14 protein-coding genes and 1 other annotated feature are annotated in these 17462 nt (G+C 26.2%); of the genes, 10 read left to right on the forward strand and 4 right to left on the reverse strand.

The genetic code is table 11. The features are described from left to right. Positions 1-30 precede the first annotated feature (30 nt). Both KQI36_RS14120 and KQI36_RS14125 read right to left on the reverse strand, forming a co-directional pair. Complete coding sequence (locus KQI36_RS14120) at positions 31-882, reverse strand: hypothetical protein (RefSeq protein WP_216451420.1); 852 nt, start codon at positions 880-882, stop codon at positions 31-33. 117 nt (positions 883-999) lie between these two features. Beyond that, positions 1000-1434: a DUF2691 family protein gene (locus KQI36_RS14125; protein ID WP_216451421.1), complete on the reverse strand. Its 435-nt coding sequence runs from the start codon at positions 1432-1434 to the stop codon at positions 1000-1002. Between the two features lie 286 nt (positions 1435-1720). Here KQI36_RS14125 and KQI36_RS14130 point away from each other — a divergent pair, with 286 nt between their 5' ends. From KQI36_RS14130 to KQI36_RS14170, 9 genes are all read left to right on the forward strand, one after another. After that, positions 1721-2233, forward strand: coding sequence for a DUF2179 domain-containing protein (locus KQI36_RS14130; RefSeq protein ID WP_010296019.1), 513 nt, complete (start codon positions 1721-1723; stop codon positions 2231-2233). Between the two features lie 168 nt (positions 2234-2401). Further along, positions 2402-5653: a DEAD/DEAH box helicase gene (locus KQI36_RS14135; protein ID WP_216451423.1), complete on the forward strand. Its 3252-nt coding sequence runs from the start codon at positions 2402-2404 to the stop codon at positions 5651-5653. A gap of 356 nt (positions 5654-6009) precedes the next feature. Further along, positions 6010-6516: a GNAT family N-acetyltransferase gene (locus KQI36_RS14140; RefSeq protein ID WP_010296017.1), complete on the forward strand. Its 507-nt coding sequence runs from the start codon at positions 6010-6012 to the stop codon at positions 6514-6516. A gap of 343 nt (positions 6517-6859) precedes the next feature. Further along, on the forward strand, positions 6860-7756 hold the full coding sequence (locus KQI36_RS14145) for a glycoside hydrolase family 73 protein (protein ID WP_216451424.1): 897 nt from the start codon (positions 6860-6862) through the stop codon (positions 7754-7756). 292 nt (positions 7757-8048) lie between these two features. Beyond that, positions 8049-9500: a catalase gene (locus KQI36_RS14150; protein WP_244991602.1), complete on the forward strand. Its 1452-nt coding sequence runs from the start codon at positions 8049-8051 to the stop codon at positions 9498-9500. Positions 9501-10606: 1106 nt separating this feature from the next. Next, complete coding sequence (locus tag KQI36_RS14155; RefSeq protein WP_216451425.1) at positions 10607-11911, forward strand: Na+/H+ antiporter family protein; 1305 nt, start codon at positions 10607-10609, stop codon at positions 11909-11911. Between the two features lie 203 nt (positions 11912-12114). After that, positions 12115-12367 (forward strand) — a binding site (T-box leader). A gap of 145 nt (positions 12368-12512) precedes the next feature. Further along, a complete protein-coding gene (locus KQI36_RS14160) occupies positions 12513-13058 on the forward strand; it encodes a tryptophan transporter (protein WP_216451427.1) in 546 nt (181 codons plus the stop codon). A gap of 242 nt (positions 13059-13300) precedes the next feature. Continuing rightward, entirely contained in the window at positions 13301-13933 is a 633-nt protein-coding gene (locus KQI36_RS14165) for a superoxide dismutase (RefSeq protein ID WP_216451428.1), read from the forward strand. Between the two features lie 128 nt (positions 13934-14061). Next, on the forward strand, positions 14062-15222 hold the full coding sequence (locus tag KQI36_RS14170) for a MerR family transcriptional regulator (protein WP_216451429.1): 1161 nt from the start codon (positions 14062-14064) through the stop codon (positions 15220-15222). Between the two features lie 89 nt (positions 15223-15311). Here the strand turns inward: KQI36_RS14170 and KQI36_RS14175 are convergent, their stop codons facing one another. After that, a complete protein-coding gene (locus tag KQI36_RS14175) occupies positions 15312-15644 on the reverse strand; it encodes an SdpI family protein (RefSeq protein ID WP_216451430.1) in 333 nt (110 codons plus the stop codon). Between the two features lie 154 nt (positions 15645-15798). Further along, positions 15799-16908 (reverse strand): Coenzyme F420 hydrogenase/dehydrogenase, beta subunit C-terminal domain, encoded by a 1110-nt coding sequence (locus KQI36_RS14180; RefSeq protein ID WP_216451431.1) that lies wholly within the window; start codon positions 16906-16908, stop codon positions 15799-15801. A 129-nt stretch (positions 16909-17037) separates the two neighbouring features. On the opposite strand from KQI36_RS14180, the gene KQI36_RS14185 reads away from it, so the two are divergent. Beyond that, complete coding sequence (locus KQI36_RS14185) at positions 17038-17445, forward strand: GNAT family N-acetyltransferase (protein ID WP_216451432.1); 408 nt, start codon at positions 17038-17040, stop codon at positions 17443-17445. Positions 17446-17462 lie beyond the last annotated feature (17 nt).

The following is a 17462-nucleotide window of genomic DNA, read 5'->3' on the forward strand; positions in this document are numbered from 1 at the left end:
CACTATACTATAGCGTAGCTTTTATAACAATTACATCCTTGAAAACTTTGAGTGTAAATAAGAATCTTTTCTTATAAATGTATGGCTTGCATTTCCAGTATGAAGTTGCCACATATACCAAAATAGGTATGGGATTATAAGTATAAGATTTGCTATTCCCCAATACTTCCAAAGACTTTCATTATACCAAGAAGATGCATCCATAAGTGTTATAAACATTGGACCAAAGCATGAGCGAAGAATCATATGTGTTGCTAATGTGTAAACTCGTGCCATAATATATAATTCTGGTTTTCTTTTTATGAATGGATACAATTCTGCTGCAAGAAGTATACATATTGAGCTAGCAAAGTAATTAGGGCTCTCACCAAAAACAAAACAAAGATTCCATGTAGTATATAAAAAATTCCATCCAATCGTTGTATAACAAATTAAATCGCCAACACCTTGTTTATCATACTTCCAATATTTAGGTGCAAATGGGATTGTGACACATAGTAAAAAACCACAACCTGCATTGGCATAATTGCCTAGTGCAACATCTTTAAGAGTAGCTTCTAATATATTTAAAAATAATATTCCATAGGTAAACCAAAGAATCCACCTTTTTTGAAAGAATCCCCAAAATTTACCTTGGCGTTCTTCAAAGTTTGAAATTCTACAGAAGCCTACTATTATTGTCGGTAATATAACACTTAAAATTTTTGCCCAACGAAACCATCCTGAAACTCCACCCATAATCCAAAGTGGAAAAGTTAAAAGAGAACAAATCCAAACTATGTTAGCTAGTTTGCAATGTTTTCTCATAAGTTCTACTATACATATTAAAACTGCAAAGTACATTGCCATAGACAGTGCATATTTTAAAATAGTAAAATCCATTTAAAAATCCCCCTTATATCAATTAATATATAAAATACGATATAAGTATAGTATAAAGTTATTTACATATTATGTAAATAAAAATGAAAAATATTTCCATAATACTTTATATAATTTTTAATTTGTACATATAATTTCCACATTTTCATTTGTGAAAGAGTGCACTGCATTCCTCACTATATTAAGTGAATCATTATTTTTAAAATATAGGTAAACATATTCAAAGTCATATATAAAAAGCATAAATTTGCAGTTACTAATTAAAAAATCATCAAAACTTTTAATATCATAAACATCGGATTCGTTTATATAGGCTTTTAAATCTAAATACTTATTTTCATCGATAGAACTAGAAATAAAGTTAAAAAGTTCAAAAGATGTAGGATTAATTTTTTTAGGCTTATCAATTTTGTTATTTATAATTTCGAAATAAGTTTCAACAACCCAAATAAGCCGTTTACAATCTAAAGTTTCTAAGATATAAATAATCAATTCGTCATAATCTAATGGGATTTTAAATCTTATACCAATTGGTGTATTTATGTTTATCACTCTCCAATTCTAAATTATCATACAATTTAAAGATAAATTGTAATTTATTTACATAAAGTTATATGAAAAATTCATATATTTCAACAATATATACATTATCGAAATAAAATTACGAATATTTATATAAAAGAATATAATGACATATTGTAATAGTATGATATGAAAAAATTTTAATAAACTTCTTAATATTTAGTTAAGAATTAAAAAAAAGCATTTTTTATAGTTAATAATATGATTTAATTGATTTAATGGTTATTAAAAATTATAAGTGAAGAGGTGACGTAATATGTGGATGTATTTATTCATATTTGTGTGCAAAATAATTGAGGTATCTTTTACTACTGTAAGGACCGTACTTATAACTAGAGGAGAGAAATTATATGCAGCAACAATAGGTTTTTTTGAGGTTATAATTTGGTTATTGGTAGTCGGAAATGTATTAAATGGAATACAAGAAGATCCTATAAAAATAATTGTATATGCATTAGGTTATGCCTGTGGTAATTATGTAGGATCTATTATTGAAGATAAATTAGCAATAGGAATGATAACTATGAATGTCATAGTATCAGAGGAGGATGGAGAAAAACTTATAAATACTTTAAGGGATGCAGAAGTTGGGGTAACCTCAATTGAGGGAGAAGGAAGAAGTAGTAAAAAACTAGTGCTTTTAATTCACTTAAAAAGAAAGAGAAAGCTAGAAATAATGAAGCTTATAGAGGAAACAGAAATTAAATCGGTTATTTCTGTAACTGACATAAAAACTGTATATGGCGGTTATGGTATGGTTAGGAAATAATTATATAAGATAGGAGTATAATTCGTTATACTCCTATTTTTTACTATATAGAAGAATATTTTACTTAAAGTATAAAGAATTTAGATTATACAGAGTATAAGTACTATAACAATTACAGCTTTATGATATAATTAAAAGATAGACTTTATTTTTAGGTTAGGAGAAATTATGTTAAGTAGGGATATTTTATTACAAAGATTTAATGAAAATACAAGTGGTAAAAATCATATAAATGGTGAAAGAATATTTAACAACGATTTAGTATCAAAATTAGATATTGAATCAGATGAACATTTAGTAAGTATAAAAGGTAATGTCATCTCAGAAAAACTATTTAGTGATTATGATACAAGTATAGAGATAGATACAGAAAGTAAGTTGGTTATATCAACCTATTGCACTTGTGCAGATTATGAGAAAAAAGAGTTTTCAAATGATAATTATTGCTGTAAACATCTAATAGCTACATTTTATAAATCTTTAGATTCACTTGTAACTAATCCATTGCTTTTTAAAAATGATGTAAAATCTAATATGGTTTTCAAAAAAGAGAATAGTGTATTAGATTTACTTTTAGAGGATAGCAATAAGGAAGAATTAAGGATAGATGTATATATAAATAAAAGGGAATGGGATAATCTTATTACTGCAGAATTTAAAATAGGCATAAAATCTAATGGTAATAAGGGCTTGTATACTCTAAAAGATATAGAACAATTTTTAACAGCTTATTATAATAAAATTGCTATAAGATATGGAAAAAATTTCACTTTAGATATAAAGAGTCAAAAATTTAGTACAAAGGATAAAAGACTTTTAGATTTTATAGAACTATTAAAAGTTATGGATAACTCAAATTCTTTTAATAGGAAATACAATAAAAATATAGATGGTAAATTTATAAAGATACCCAACCATTTAATAAGGGAGTTTTTTCAACGAGTGAAAAATCATAGAGTTTATTTAAATGAAGGGTTCTTTTATAGAGCAGTAGAAACAGAAATAGTTAATGATTTTCCATCTATGGAGTTTGGACTAAAAGACATTAAAAAGAGTAATGAATATATTTTAAGTTGTATATCAGGGGTACCGACAGTATTAAATGAAAAATGTGATGTTTTTCTTTTTGGAACAACAATATATTTGCCTGATTATGAAAATTGTTATAAAATAACACGTTACTTAAATGTTTTTAATGGAGCTAAGTCAGTGTCTATAAGTAAAGAAGAAGAAGAAAGAGTGCTTAGGAATTTAATACCAGATTTAAATTTAATTTCAGAAAAGTTAACATTAAGTAAATCTATAAAGAATAAAATTGTAATGGAAGATGTAAAATTCAAGTTTTATTTTGATATGGAAGGTAAAGATATAGTTTTAATTTTAAAAGTTCAATATGGAGAATATGAATTTAATATTTTTCAAGATATTAGTGAAAAAGTTATATATAGAGATAAAAAAAAGGAATTAAGAGTTATATCAAAACTAACGTCTTTAGGTTTTGATGAAATTAAAGAAAAGTTTTATTTATTGTATGGTGATGATTATAAGTTTAAATTTTTTAAAGAGGATATATGGCAACTTGAAGATTTCGGAGAAATTTATTATTCCCAAAATTTTAAAGGTATAAAGTCTATAGGTTCCAAAGGTATTAAAGGTCAAATACACTCAGGAAAATATAATTATTTTGAAATAGATTTTAAGGTTGGAGATATTCCAACAGAAGAAACAATAGCAATATTAAGAGCATTTAAAGAAAATCTTAAGTACTATAAACTTAAGAGTGGAGAATTTTTAGATTTGGAAGAATTAGAACTTAAAAAGTTTTTAAATTTATTAGATATTGTATCATATGAAGATAATATAGAAAATAATATTGTAAAAGTTAGTAATAGTAAAGCTATGTTCTTAGACAATTATTTAAAAGAAAATAGTATTAGATATGTAAAAGGTAAAAATGAACTTAAGGAAATTAAAGACAAATTTAAAAATATAGAAAAATTAAGTTTTAAAGAGCCAAGTCAATTAAATGCGACTTTAAGACCATATCAAAAAATAGGGTATAACTATTTAAAGACACTTGAATACTTGGGCTTTGGAGGTATATTAGCTGATGAAATGGGACTTGGGAAAACTCTTCAGGTAATTACCTATATTCTCTCTAATAAAGGTAAAAAATCTTTAGTAATAGTGCCTACATCTCTAATTTATAATTGGAAAGAAGAATTTTCAAAATTTGCACCATCTATAAAAATAGCAGTGATAAATGGAGATAAGAAGTCAAGAGAAGAAATTATAAAAAAGAAAGAAAACTTTGATGTGATAATAACCACATACAATCTTTTGAAAATAGATTTAGAATTTTATAAAAAGCAGTCTTTTCATACTGTAATATTAGATGAGGCTCAATATATAAAAAATCCTAATTCTCAAAATGCAAAAGCAGTAAAAGATATAAATGGTGATATAAAATTTGCATTATCAGGAACGCCTATTGAGAACTCACTTATGGAGCTATGGTCAATATTTGATTTTATTATGCCCACTTATCTTTACGATGAAAATAAATTTTCAGTAAGATATCATAAAAGACTAAAAGAAGGACCAGAAGTTTTGGAAGAATTAAATAAGCTTATAGCACCTTTTATACTAAGAAGAAAGAAGAAAGATGTTGTAAAGGAATTGCCTAAAAAACTTGAAAAGAAACTGTTGGTGTCTTTAAATGATAAACAAAAGAGTGTATACAAAACTTATGCTAATCATGCATTAGAATTAATAGAAAATAAGGTTAAAAATGATGAGTTTAGAAGTAGTAAAATAGAAATTTTAGCTTATATAACAAAGCTTAGACAAATATGTCTGGATCCATCATTAGTATCTAAGGATTATACATATGGAAGTGGGAAAATAGAGGCTTTAGTAGAATTGCTACAGCAAAGCATAGAGGGTGGACACAAGGTTTTAGTATTTTCTCAATTTACATCAGCACTGAAAAACATACAAAAGCGACTAGAGATGGAAGATATGTCTTTTAGTTATTTAGATGGTAGTGTAAAAGCTGAAAAACGAATGGAGATGGTTCAAGATTTTAATAATGGAGATAACTCTATATTCTTAATAAGTTTAAAAGCTGGTGGTACAGGACTTAACCTCACATCTGCAGATATAGTAATTCATTTTGATCCTTGGTGGAACCCAGCAGTTGAAGATCAAGCAACGGATAGAGCACACAGAATAGGTCAAAAAAATGTTGTTCAAGTAATAAAATTAATAGCTGAGGGAACTATTGAAGAAAAAATTGTACAGCTTCAAGATGAAAAAAGAAAGTTGATTTCACAAATAATGGATAATGAAAATGAAAAAGGAAATGATTTATTATCTTTAAGTGAAGAGGAATTATTGTCACTGTTTGAGTTGAATTAGTTTATGAAATATATATTAATGATGATATTTAAGTGTTTATATAAAATACTTAAATATCATCATTTTTTTATTAGATAAAAAATATTTTTGCTTTTGAAAAGTCAGTATGGTAGATTTATGGAGTAAAATAGATATTTCCAGTAGAATACCAATGCAAATGCTCCCAACCATGTTTTTAGACAGGTGGACAAGATTGAAAAAAAAACTATTCATGATATCATTTACATTGTTTGAGTAAGGCTTGTTACAAATAAGTAATAAGTTTTTATTATTATGCAAAAAAGTATTTGATAAGATTTAAACAAGGCTAATGAAAAGTTAGTTATTTTATAATAAGTTACTTTGGAGGGTTAAAAATGAAAAATAATGATTTAGAGCTCCGTCAAGAAGTTTTTAAATCGGATGCTATAAAAATTTTACAATGGATGGAAGATGAAGAGATTACTAGATACTTGAATGAAAGTCCTAATGTATGTAATAGTATAAGGAATACGCTAAATTCAATTAATTTACCTGTGTTAACGCATCTGTTTAATCAAAATGGAAGTTTTTATATGATTACAAAGAAGGAAGAATCAATAGGTTTTCTAAAACTTATACCAAAAGGAAAAGCAGTAGAAATAGTTATTGTAATAGGTGATAAGGAAAAATGGGGAATGGGATTAGGTAGTAATGCTATTTTTCAAGGATTAAAGGAAGCGTTTTTTTATTGGAGGGTAGATGAAGTAATTGCAAAAATTAATTTTGAGAATGAACGTTCAAAAAGAGTTTTTAAAAAAGTTGGGTTTGATGTTGATAGAGAACTTAAAAAAGAAATTCAATATAATATGACTATGAATAAGTTTTTAAAGTTAGCTGCATAAATGAATTTGGTTTAAAAATAATATACTGAATATTTAAAAAAATACGAATACAATAAAAACAAAATATAGAATACATAACTACTTAAGCTTATATTAAAGAATTTGAAAAATGATTTATACAAGTTATTAAATAGTTAAAATTTATAGCAATCCATATAATCAGCTTTAAAAAAGTTGAATATATTTAATTATATAATGTAGAATATAGACAAAATACTATTATAAAAATATAGATATTTTGTCTATATTTTTTTATGTAACAAATATGTAACATTGTCAATGTATAATTTATATGTATTTAAGTTATACGGTGAAAAACAAGTATTTGGTGAGGGGTGAATAGATGAAAAAAATTTTAATAATAAGCTTAATAGTGGTATTTATCATTTTAGGTATGATTTGGGGGATTAACTATAGAGCGCTTAAGGAAATAGATACATCTAAGTTAGATGCATTGGAATATACTAATTATGCAGATGATATTGGAGAAGGAAAAGTTCAATTAAATTGGAAGTACATAGCAGCAATAACTGCAGTCCAAAGTAAAAACAAGATTGAACAGGTAACAGAAGAACAAATTAAACAAATAGGACAAGCTTTTATAATTAAAGAAGGTAATGGTTATAAATTAAGGTCTTTAGAAGATGTATTGACTGAGTTAAATTTTAATAATAGAGAAAAGAAAAGAGTACATACTTACTTACAACAGTTAGAGTATTTTGGAATAGTCCCAGAAAGTGTTGCAAAAGATTCAGAACAAATGAATTTTATAAATAACATAAAAGCAAGTGCAATAGAAAATTATAAAAAGTATGGTATTTTACCATCTATAACAATAGCTCAAGCAATTTTAGAATCAGACTTTGGAAGATCTGATTTAGCAATAAAGGGTAGTAATCTATTTGGTATAAAAGCAGATGCTAATTATAGTGGAGAAAAAATAAAATTTGAGACTAAAGAATTTCATGATTTAGTAATAGAAGATGATTTTAGAAAGTATGATAATTTAAATCAGTCTATAGATGATCATGGAAAATTCTTATACTCTAATGAAAGATATAAAGAAAATGGTTTGTTTGAGGCTAAAACTTATATAGGTCAAGCTAAAGCTTTAGAAGTTGCAGGGTACAGTACAGAAGAAGACGAAAATGGTGAAAAAATATATAGTAAAAAACTTATTCAACTTATAAAGGAATATAATCTTCAACTTATAGATAGTGGGTTGAAGGAAAATTCATAAGATAGCCTCCATGTTATATGGAGGCTTATTTTTCATTGTAATAAAACAAAAAAATAAGAAATATAATTTATAGATGGGCGTATTATGTATTTAAAAATTTATGAATCATATAGGGGAACAAGCTCAAATTTAAATTTATTCAATAACTTTAAAATATTTTCATACATGATTTAGCATTAAATTCTAAATGATTCGGAGCATGTCTCTGGGGTATCCAAGTTTTTGAATGGATAATTTAAAAAGTCAACTTGGAACCCTATAGTATAATAATTTAAGCATATTGGAGGGTGTTATGAAGGATAAAAAAATAGAATGTGATAAGTACATGACAACAAATGAAGGTGCACCAATTTATAATGATAGTAATTCATTAACAGTGGGTGATAGAGGCCCTACATTACTTCAGGATATACAATTAATAGAGAAATTAAGTAATTTTAATAGAGAGAGAATACCAGAAAGAGTTGTACATGCAAAGGGTGCTGGTGCATATGGTGTTTTTAAAGTTCATAATTGTATGAAGAAATATACAAAAGCTAAATTTTTACAGGGTGAGGGCACAGAAACACCTACTTTTGTGAGGTTTTCTACAGTTATAGGATCAAAAGGATCAGCAGACACCTTGCGAGATCCTAGAGGATTTGCTGTTAAATTTTATACAGAAGATGGAAATTATGATTTGGTAGGGAATCATATACCGGTGTTTTTTATAAGGGATGCTATGAAGTTTCCAGATATGGTTCATTCTTTTAAACCTTCTCCAGATACTAATCTTCATGATCCTAATAGATTTTGGGATTTTATAACAAATAGCCCTGAGTCTACTCATATGATTACATGGCTATTTTCAGATAGGGGAACAATAAAAAGTTATAGAAAGATAGAAGGATTTGGTGTAAATACGTATGTTTGGATTAATGATCAAGGAGAAAGACATTTTGTTAAATATCATTGGAAGCCACTAGCAGGACTTGAAACAATAACAAGAGATGAGGCAGTAATTCTTGCTGGTACTGATCCAGATATAGCAACAAGAGATTTATATGATACTTTAAACAATGGTAAAACTGTTGAATATGACCTTTTTGTTCAACTTATGAAAGAACATGAAGAGTTAGATAATGATTTTGATCCATTAGATGCAACAAAAGTGTGGCCAGAAAGACTTTATCCACTTATTAAAGTTGGAAGACTTACATTAAATAGAGCACCTGAAGATTTCTTTACAGAAGTTGAACAAGCAGCCTTTTGCCCAGCAAATTTAATTCCAGGTATAGAGGCATCAAATGACAAACTTTTACAAGGAAGATTATTTGCCTATCATGATAGTCAAAGATATAGGATTGGTAAAAATTTTGAACAACTACAAGTTAATAGGCCTAAAGTTCAAGTTAATAATAATATTGAGGATGGTCCAATGAATTACCATATAAGAGAAGGAAAAGTAAATTATAAACCAAATTCTTTAAATGGTAATAAACCTATTGAAAATAAAGAAAAAAATAAAAATATGGTTTTTATAGAAGGCAAAATACAAAGAAATACGATACCAATAACCGATGATTTTAGTCAAGCTGGAGATAGGTATAGAGCTTTCTCTAAAGTAGAACAGGATCATTTAGTTGATAATTTAATTGATGATTTATCAAAAGTAGATAAATTTATTCAAAAAAAGGCTATAGTTAATTTTATGAAGTCAGATAAAGAATTAGGTACAAGAGTAAAGGATAGATTAAAATTGTAAAGTGTAGTATTTACTTAATTATTAAATAAATTGCAGTATTATAATTTAAAATAGAAATAAACTAAATATATATAAAATAAGATATCTAATTAGATATCTTATTTTATATATATTTTATGAAAACATTAAAAGTTAAAATATAAATAATATAAAAATCTTAGAGTTGACAACTAAAGATAAGTAAAAACTTTTGGAAAGTTTTTAGATAACTTTGAAATAAATTTTAAAATAATAGAAAATAAAAATAAACAATTAACAAATTGTAAAAAAATATTTATCAGAACAGAAAGTAGTTGCAAAGAATCAAAAGATGTAATATTCTGAAAAAGATAGAAAAAATAAAATAGCTATATCTAAAAATAACTTTAAGGAAAAATTATGTGATAAGTTAAAAATAAATATTTATTTAAACTAATATAGAAATTAAAAATTAATAGTTATAGTGTATTATGTTAAGTTTAAAAAATATGAAAAGGTTTTCTTGAGTCTATAAAAAAATATTGTCAAGTAAAATTTGAAATTCAATTTGAACTAGTACAAATGATTAAATTTTCAGCAAATTGAAATTTTACTTTATTTATAGATTAAAATTTGGTATTATTATTTAAAATAGTTTTTTAATTAACTTATTAAACTGAATATACTTTTTATTAATGCTTTAGCTTATTAGCATAGGATAACCAATGTTTAGAGTATGTTAATAACATAATTTGGATAAGCTATATTTTAAGGCTTAGCCATTAGGTAAATGATTTCATATAAGACTAAAAATAACTGGATTTGAAGGTGATAGCTAATAATTAATAAGAATTACTTGTAATTAAGACTATAAAATTATTTTAATGAAAGATAAGGTGTAAAATTAAATGTTATATTTTCAGAAAAGTATGTATATAATTTCAAAGTTCATAATTATACGTAATAGTTTTTATATGAATACACTTTTATAATATAAACTCAGTATATGTACCAGGATAAACATCATGTTAGTTTCAACAAACATCTTAGAAAAAGTCGATATAGATGAATCTTTTATATATTATTATGAGATAGCTTAAAATTTGAAATTATTAACAACCTAAATTTATATAAAGGAGAATGATGTTATGAATTTACTTAATCCTGTTGTCATTTCTATTGCAGTAATGATAATTTTATGTTTATTAAAACTGAATGTTATATTGTCTTTATTAATTTCAGCTATAGTTGCTGGAATTGCAGCTAATCTAAGTATTGACCAAACTATGAAGTTGTTGGTAGGTGGAATGGGTGACAATTCTCAAACGGCACTTAGTTATTTATTGTTAGGAGCTCTTGCTGTAGCTGTAAATAAAACAGGACTTGCAAGTATACTAGCTAAGAAAATATCTACGGTAGTTAGAGGTAATAAAATTGCTTTTATATTAATTATAGCGTTTATAACTTGTTTTTCTCAAAATCTTATTCCAGTACACATAGCATTTATACCAATTTTAATTCCAGCACTTATACCAATTATGAATAAATTAAAAATTGATAGAAGAGCTGTTGCATGTGCTTTAACTTTTGGATTAAAGGCTCCTTATATAGCTATTCCAGTAGGTTTTGGACTTATATTTCAAAATATTATAAGAGACCAAATGATAGCTAACAATATAGAAGTTACAACTAGTATGGTAAGTAAAGTAATGTGGATGCCAGGAGTTGGTATGATTATTGGGCTTTTAGTAGCTGTATTTTTTAGTTATAGAAAGCCTAGAGAATATAAAGATGTGATTTTAGAAGAGTTTTCAAATGATAATGAAGATTTAAAAATGACAAGGACACATTGGCTTGTATTAGTTGCAACTATAGTTGCTTTTATAGTTCAAATTTTAACGAAATCGTTACCATTAGGTGGGTTGTGTGCAATTATAGTATTAATTGTAACAAGAGCCATTAAATTTGATGAAGTTGATGACTTAATGAATGGTGGAATTAAAATAATGGGTTTTATAGCATTTGTAATGCTTGTAGCTGCTGGATATGGAAATGTATTAAGACAAACAGGAGCTGTAGAATCCTTTGTAAACTCCATAGTTTCTTTAGTGGGACAAAATCAGTTTATTGGGGCATTATTGATGCTTTTAGTAGGACTTCTTATAACTATGGGAATAGGAAGCTCCTTTGGTACCATTCCAATACTAGCAACTATATACTGTCCACTAGGACTTAAGTTAGGTTTTAGTCCTTTAGCTATAATTATATTAATTGGAGTAGCAGGAGCACTAGGTGATGCAGGTTCTCCAGCATCGGATAGTACTCTTGGACCAACATCTGGACTTAATATAGATTCTCAACATGATCATATATGGGATACTTGTGTACCAACATTTCTACATTATAATATACCATTGTTAATTATTGGTATGGTAGCAGCATTAATGCTTTAAGAAACTCTTGGACAAGTTCTATATATTTAGAAGGTTTAAAGGAACTGTCTTAAAATAGAATTAAAATTCTATTTTAAGATAGTTTTTTATATATGTAATTTATATTTTTAAATTTATTGTATGTATAAAAATAAGCATTAAAAAATATTTTTCTTGACATTTTAATACATACCTAATATTATTATTTATAAAATAAATAATGTTTTAATCCTTTGATAAGGGGGAGTAATTAAATTTAGGTTCGTTAAAGAGAGCTGGGAATGGTGGAATCTTAGCATGAAAAAATTTAATGAATGGGCCTTTGAGGAATAAAGGGAAATCTTTTTAGAAAGTACTGGTTATCGTGGACTGCACGTTATAGCAGATAGAGTATGTTAGTACTTGAAATTGAGTGATATGATTTTATTAAAATTATATAATCTAGGTGGCAACGCGGATAATATCTCCGTCCTATTAATTTAGGACGGAGTTTTTTTATTTGAAATTAAAAAATTAGACGAAGGTGGTGATTTATATGAGGTGAAGGTATAGCTCTTTAATAAACAAACCTCATTTTAAAATACAATTAAGAAAAATAATTAGTATAAGGAGAGTTATAAATATGAAAAAAATTAATAAAACGGAAATATTAACAATGAACTCAATTTTATTAGCAATAGGTGCTATACTGCATCAAATTACTCCAGCTATAGGATTGCCAATGCAACCAGATTTTGCTTTAACTATGATGATAATAATAATAGTAATTAATAAGGATGACTATAAAACTATATTGGTATCAGCTATAATAACAGGAATATTTACTGCAATGACTACAAAATTTCCAGGAGGTCAATTGCCTAATTTAATAGATAAATTAGTTACAGCACATATAGTCTATATATTAACAAATTTTATATGTAAAATAAGAATTTTAAATAGGGTAAATAATAGCTCTTTTTTAACAATGATTACTTTATCTATAGGAACTTTAATAAGTGGAGTAATGTTTTTATTATCAGCTAAAATAATAATAGGATTACCAGCATCATTTAAACTACTTTTATTAACAATTGTATTACCTACTATTGCTATAAACACAATAAGTGGACTAGCTTTATATAAAATAATAAATATAGCTTTTAAAAGAGCAAAAATTTTCAATTAATAATTATACAGTATTTAAAGAAAAGGTATAGAGCATTTAATTAATGGCAAACTATATTTACATGAATTAAATTTTACATAGCTAGTTTTTAAAAATAAATATAAATAGTGAGAGCATAGATGTAGATTAAGTATATAAATATGCACATTAAACTTTTATTACATATTATGTAATAGAGTGTAAAAAATAAATGATGACATTCTAGTTTTTAAATAATTAAGATATTTTATAGAGGTGATTTAATGTATAATATGAAACCAGAAATTTTTAATCTCAATTCAGTTGAAGGTATATCCATAAGACAACTAGAAGAACACTATAAATTATATGTAGGGTATGTAAATAAGTTAAATGAAATTTGGAGCGTACCTTATATGGATAATGACTTTACTGGCAGTAATCCAACTTATTCAAAAATGCGTAGTTTAAAACTTGGAGAAACATATGCATTGAACGGTGTGAAACTACATGAACTTTATTTTGAAAATATGACTAATGGAAATAATAATCCCAGTGGTGTTTTGCTTAACGCTATAGAAGATCAATTTTCATCATATGAAAATTTCATATCATATTTTACTAATGTAGGATTGGCAGTGAGAGGATGGGTAGTTCTTTGCATTGATCCAATAGATAATAGATTGCATATAATTGGAAGCGACCTTCATGATCAAGGTGCAGTATGGCTTTCTTACCCAATATTAGTTATGGATGTTTATGAACATGCATATTTTATGGATTTTGGAACGGATAAGGCAAAATATATGGATACATTTATTAAAAATTTAAATTGGGATGTATTAAATGAAAGATTACAAAGGTATGTTGCTTCAATGAAGATTCTAGAAATGAAAGAAAATAAAAGGTATGAATAAAAAATTAAAATAGAAAATATAAGTGAAATCCCACTACTTTCTTTAAATATAGTAGTGGGACTTTTAAATTAATATTGACTCTAACCTAAGAGGAGGAATTATAATGATATAAGAGAGGTGATGATAGGTTGAAAATAGGTAAGTTTGCAGATTTAACAGGTGTAACAATAAAAACACTATATTATTATGATGAAATCGGATTATTAACACCATCAAAGAAAACAGATTCAGGTTATAGAATTTATTGTGATAAGGATTTTTTAAAGTTACAACAAATTAATACTTTAAAATTTATTGGATTAACACTTAATGAAATAAAAATACTTTTAGATAATAAAGAATATGATATTGAAAATTTGATTCATATACAAAAAAAGGAATTAAAAGAAAAAAGGAACCATATAGATTCAGTTATAGAAGCTCTTAATAATGCTGAAAATCAAATAAGAGAAAATGAAGTTTTAGATGTTGAAAATCTTATAAAAATTATTAAGATGACGAACATAGAATCTAAAGTAAAAGAGCAGTATAAAACGTCGGAAAATTTTGATAAAAGAGCAGACTTGCATAGTTATAACATTAATAAAACTGATTGGAATACGTGGTGTTTTGACCATATGTCATTTCCAAAGAAAGCACGAATATTGGAATTAGGATGTGGAACAGGAGGGTTATGGTTAAAAAATATAAACAAAGTAAATAAAAATTGGAATATAACTTTGTCAGATTTTTCTACTGGTATGCTTGAAAAAACTAGAGAACAGTTGAAGTGGGTAGGATATAATTTTAACTATAAAGTTATTGATGCGCAAAATATTCCTTATAATGATGAAAGTTTTGATATAGTCATTGCAAGACATATGTTATATCTTGTTCCAGATATAGAAAAAGTTTTATCAGAAGTGAAAAGAATTCTTGTTAAAGGTGGAGTTTTTTATGTAACTACTAATGCACCAGAAACTATGAGTGAACTAAATGAGATTATGGATGGCTTTGACTATAAAAGTGGGTTAGGTAATAACGGTATGTGTGAAAGATTTGATAGTATAAGTGGTAAAATATTATTAAAAAAATATTTTGCTAATGTGAAGTTAAATACTCTTTCAGGAAAAATTATAGTTGATAAGGCCAAGCCTATAGTAGATTATAAGGCATCAACAATAAAAGGTAAAAAAATACTTATAGGCTATAAAAAACAGGAATTTATAAATTATATAGAAGATTATATTGATAAAAATGGAGAAATATCTATAACTACGAAAGGATGTATTTTAAAAAGTATAAAATAATTATTATTCAATTATTTTATATTTAAAAGTTATGTTATGTTTTTATAGTGTTAAAATATTTATATAAATTAAAGGAGGCTATTCCTCCTTTATAATTTCCTATTTCCATCATTATTAAAAATTTTTTTTAGGTGCATTTCATCAATAATAATCATAATAATCAAACCTATTAAAATTATTATATTTTTATAACTTACGTTAATAGTTGTGGATAATTGATTTAAAATAAATTCTAAAGCGAGATAAATAAAACCTAATATAATAAAAGTATTGGATGAATATTTTTGTGCTACAGTCCATGTATCTTCATTTTTCATTGATAATTTGGTTCTATAACCATATATACGGTTGATTTTTCGTGGTGGAAAAATTTTAAATATAAAACCAATGACTATGCATATTATTCCTATAAGAGCTATCATAATTACCTCCTAAATTAATTCATAATTAGAAATTCAATAGTAGTTTAATATTTCTTTCGATATTAAATTATAACATAAATTACAATATATTTATATAATGTATATAAATACAAAAGCATAACTTATACAAATATTGTATAAGTTATGCTTTATGTTATTTAGTTAAATCTTCAATAATATACTCAAAACCATATTTTCGATAATCATACCAGAATTTTTTACGGCTTTCTGGAAATTTTATAGGTTCACTTAAACGTTGTTGTTCTGCAAGTGATTCTTCCATTGGACGGGTTTCATATTTTAATTCTTCACTGCATTTTTTAAGAAGATTAGCACCTTTTTCATTATTGATTAAGATTAAAGAAACACCTTTTTTATCATTCCATTCAGGGGCATACTTTTCAATTCCCCAATAATCTGCAATTGTAATATCAGATGGACGGTGTATATCTGTAAATGGGCATTGCTCACAGGAAGGACGCATAATAGTTTTTTTACCAAAGAAAAGTTGATAGAATCTTTTGTCGGTATGTATTTTTTCGCTATGTGAAATTGTAAATAGGAATGTTTTATTACTATTTTCTCTACTCCAATCAATTATCTTGGAACGAAATTGAATACTGGTTAATTTTCCTTTATACTCTTTTTCTAATAGTCTTTTGTAATCTTCCCAAACTAAAGGACTAGGAATACTATGACAAATCACATCACATAGATATAAGTTTTCAACTAATGCTGAATCTCCCATATACCCTCTTAATCCTGCGTTTTGACAAGGAGTTCCAGTAAATAGTACTTTTCTTTTATTCATTAAGTCTTTTTTTACCTGCTCAAAGGTATTCCCCATGTTACTTTGTACATATTTAGATATCCTCATTCGGTTACGTTGGTCATAATTTTCTGCTCTCTTATGTAAAACATGGAATTCATCATCGTAATCAGCACCATAAACTACTCCATCTTCTTTAAGTATTGCATCAGAAATTGCTGTGAACACTCCTCCAGATGTGGAATTCATTAAAACTTCTTCACGTTTATGTTTAGCCACTAAAAAATTAGGCACAGTCTTTTCTTTGTAATTTCCATCATAGACTAGAGGGCAAATGTTTACGCAACTATGACAATCTATACATAGTTCTTTGTCTATGACAGGATATAAAAATCCTTCTTCATCTGGTTTCATAGAAATTGCCTGTGTAGGACAAGTATTGTAACAAGCACTACAATTACAACAGTCTTCTTTCCTTAAATAAACGTTCTTCATGATAAATCTCTCCTTAGTTTTGTTAAAAACATAAATTTATTGCTAAAAACTCATTGATAGTCATAATTTTATGTTAATATAAATAATTATACTAGGCAAATAAATTATTTATGTAAGGTGGAGGAGAAAATGAATATTATATATGAAAAACCAACTGCTGAGGATTATGTGAATTTAAGAATCCGTTCTGGTATGGGAAAGAAAGATATGGAAAGAAGCCGTATTGCTATAGAAAATTCATTATTTACAGCAAGTATTTATGATGATGATAAATTAATAGCTTTTGGTAGAGTTGTAGGAGATAATGGAATAACTTATGTTGTAAGTGATGTTATGGTTGATGAAAATTATAGAAGAAAAGGATATGCAAATAGAATAATGGATGTAATTGATGAATATTTAGATAGGAATACATTTGAAGATAGTTATATTTTTCTTATTGCAAATTCACCTGCTGATTGTATTTATAGTAAACATAAATTTGAATATTTATCTAAAGATAAATGTGGAATGTTACGCAATCAAAATAAAATTTAACATTAAAAATATTAATA

This window comes from Clostridium senegalense (assembly GCF_018916625.1).
GTDB classification, from domain to species: domain Bacteria; phylum Bacillota; class Clostridia; order Clostridiales; family Clostridiaceae; genus Clostridium_J; species Clostridium_J senegalense.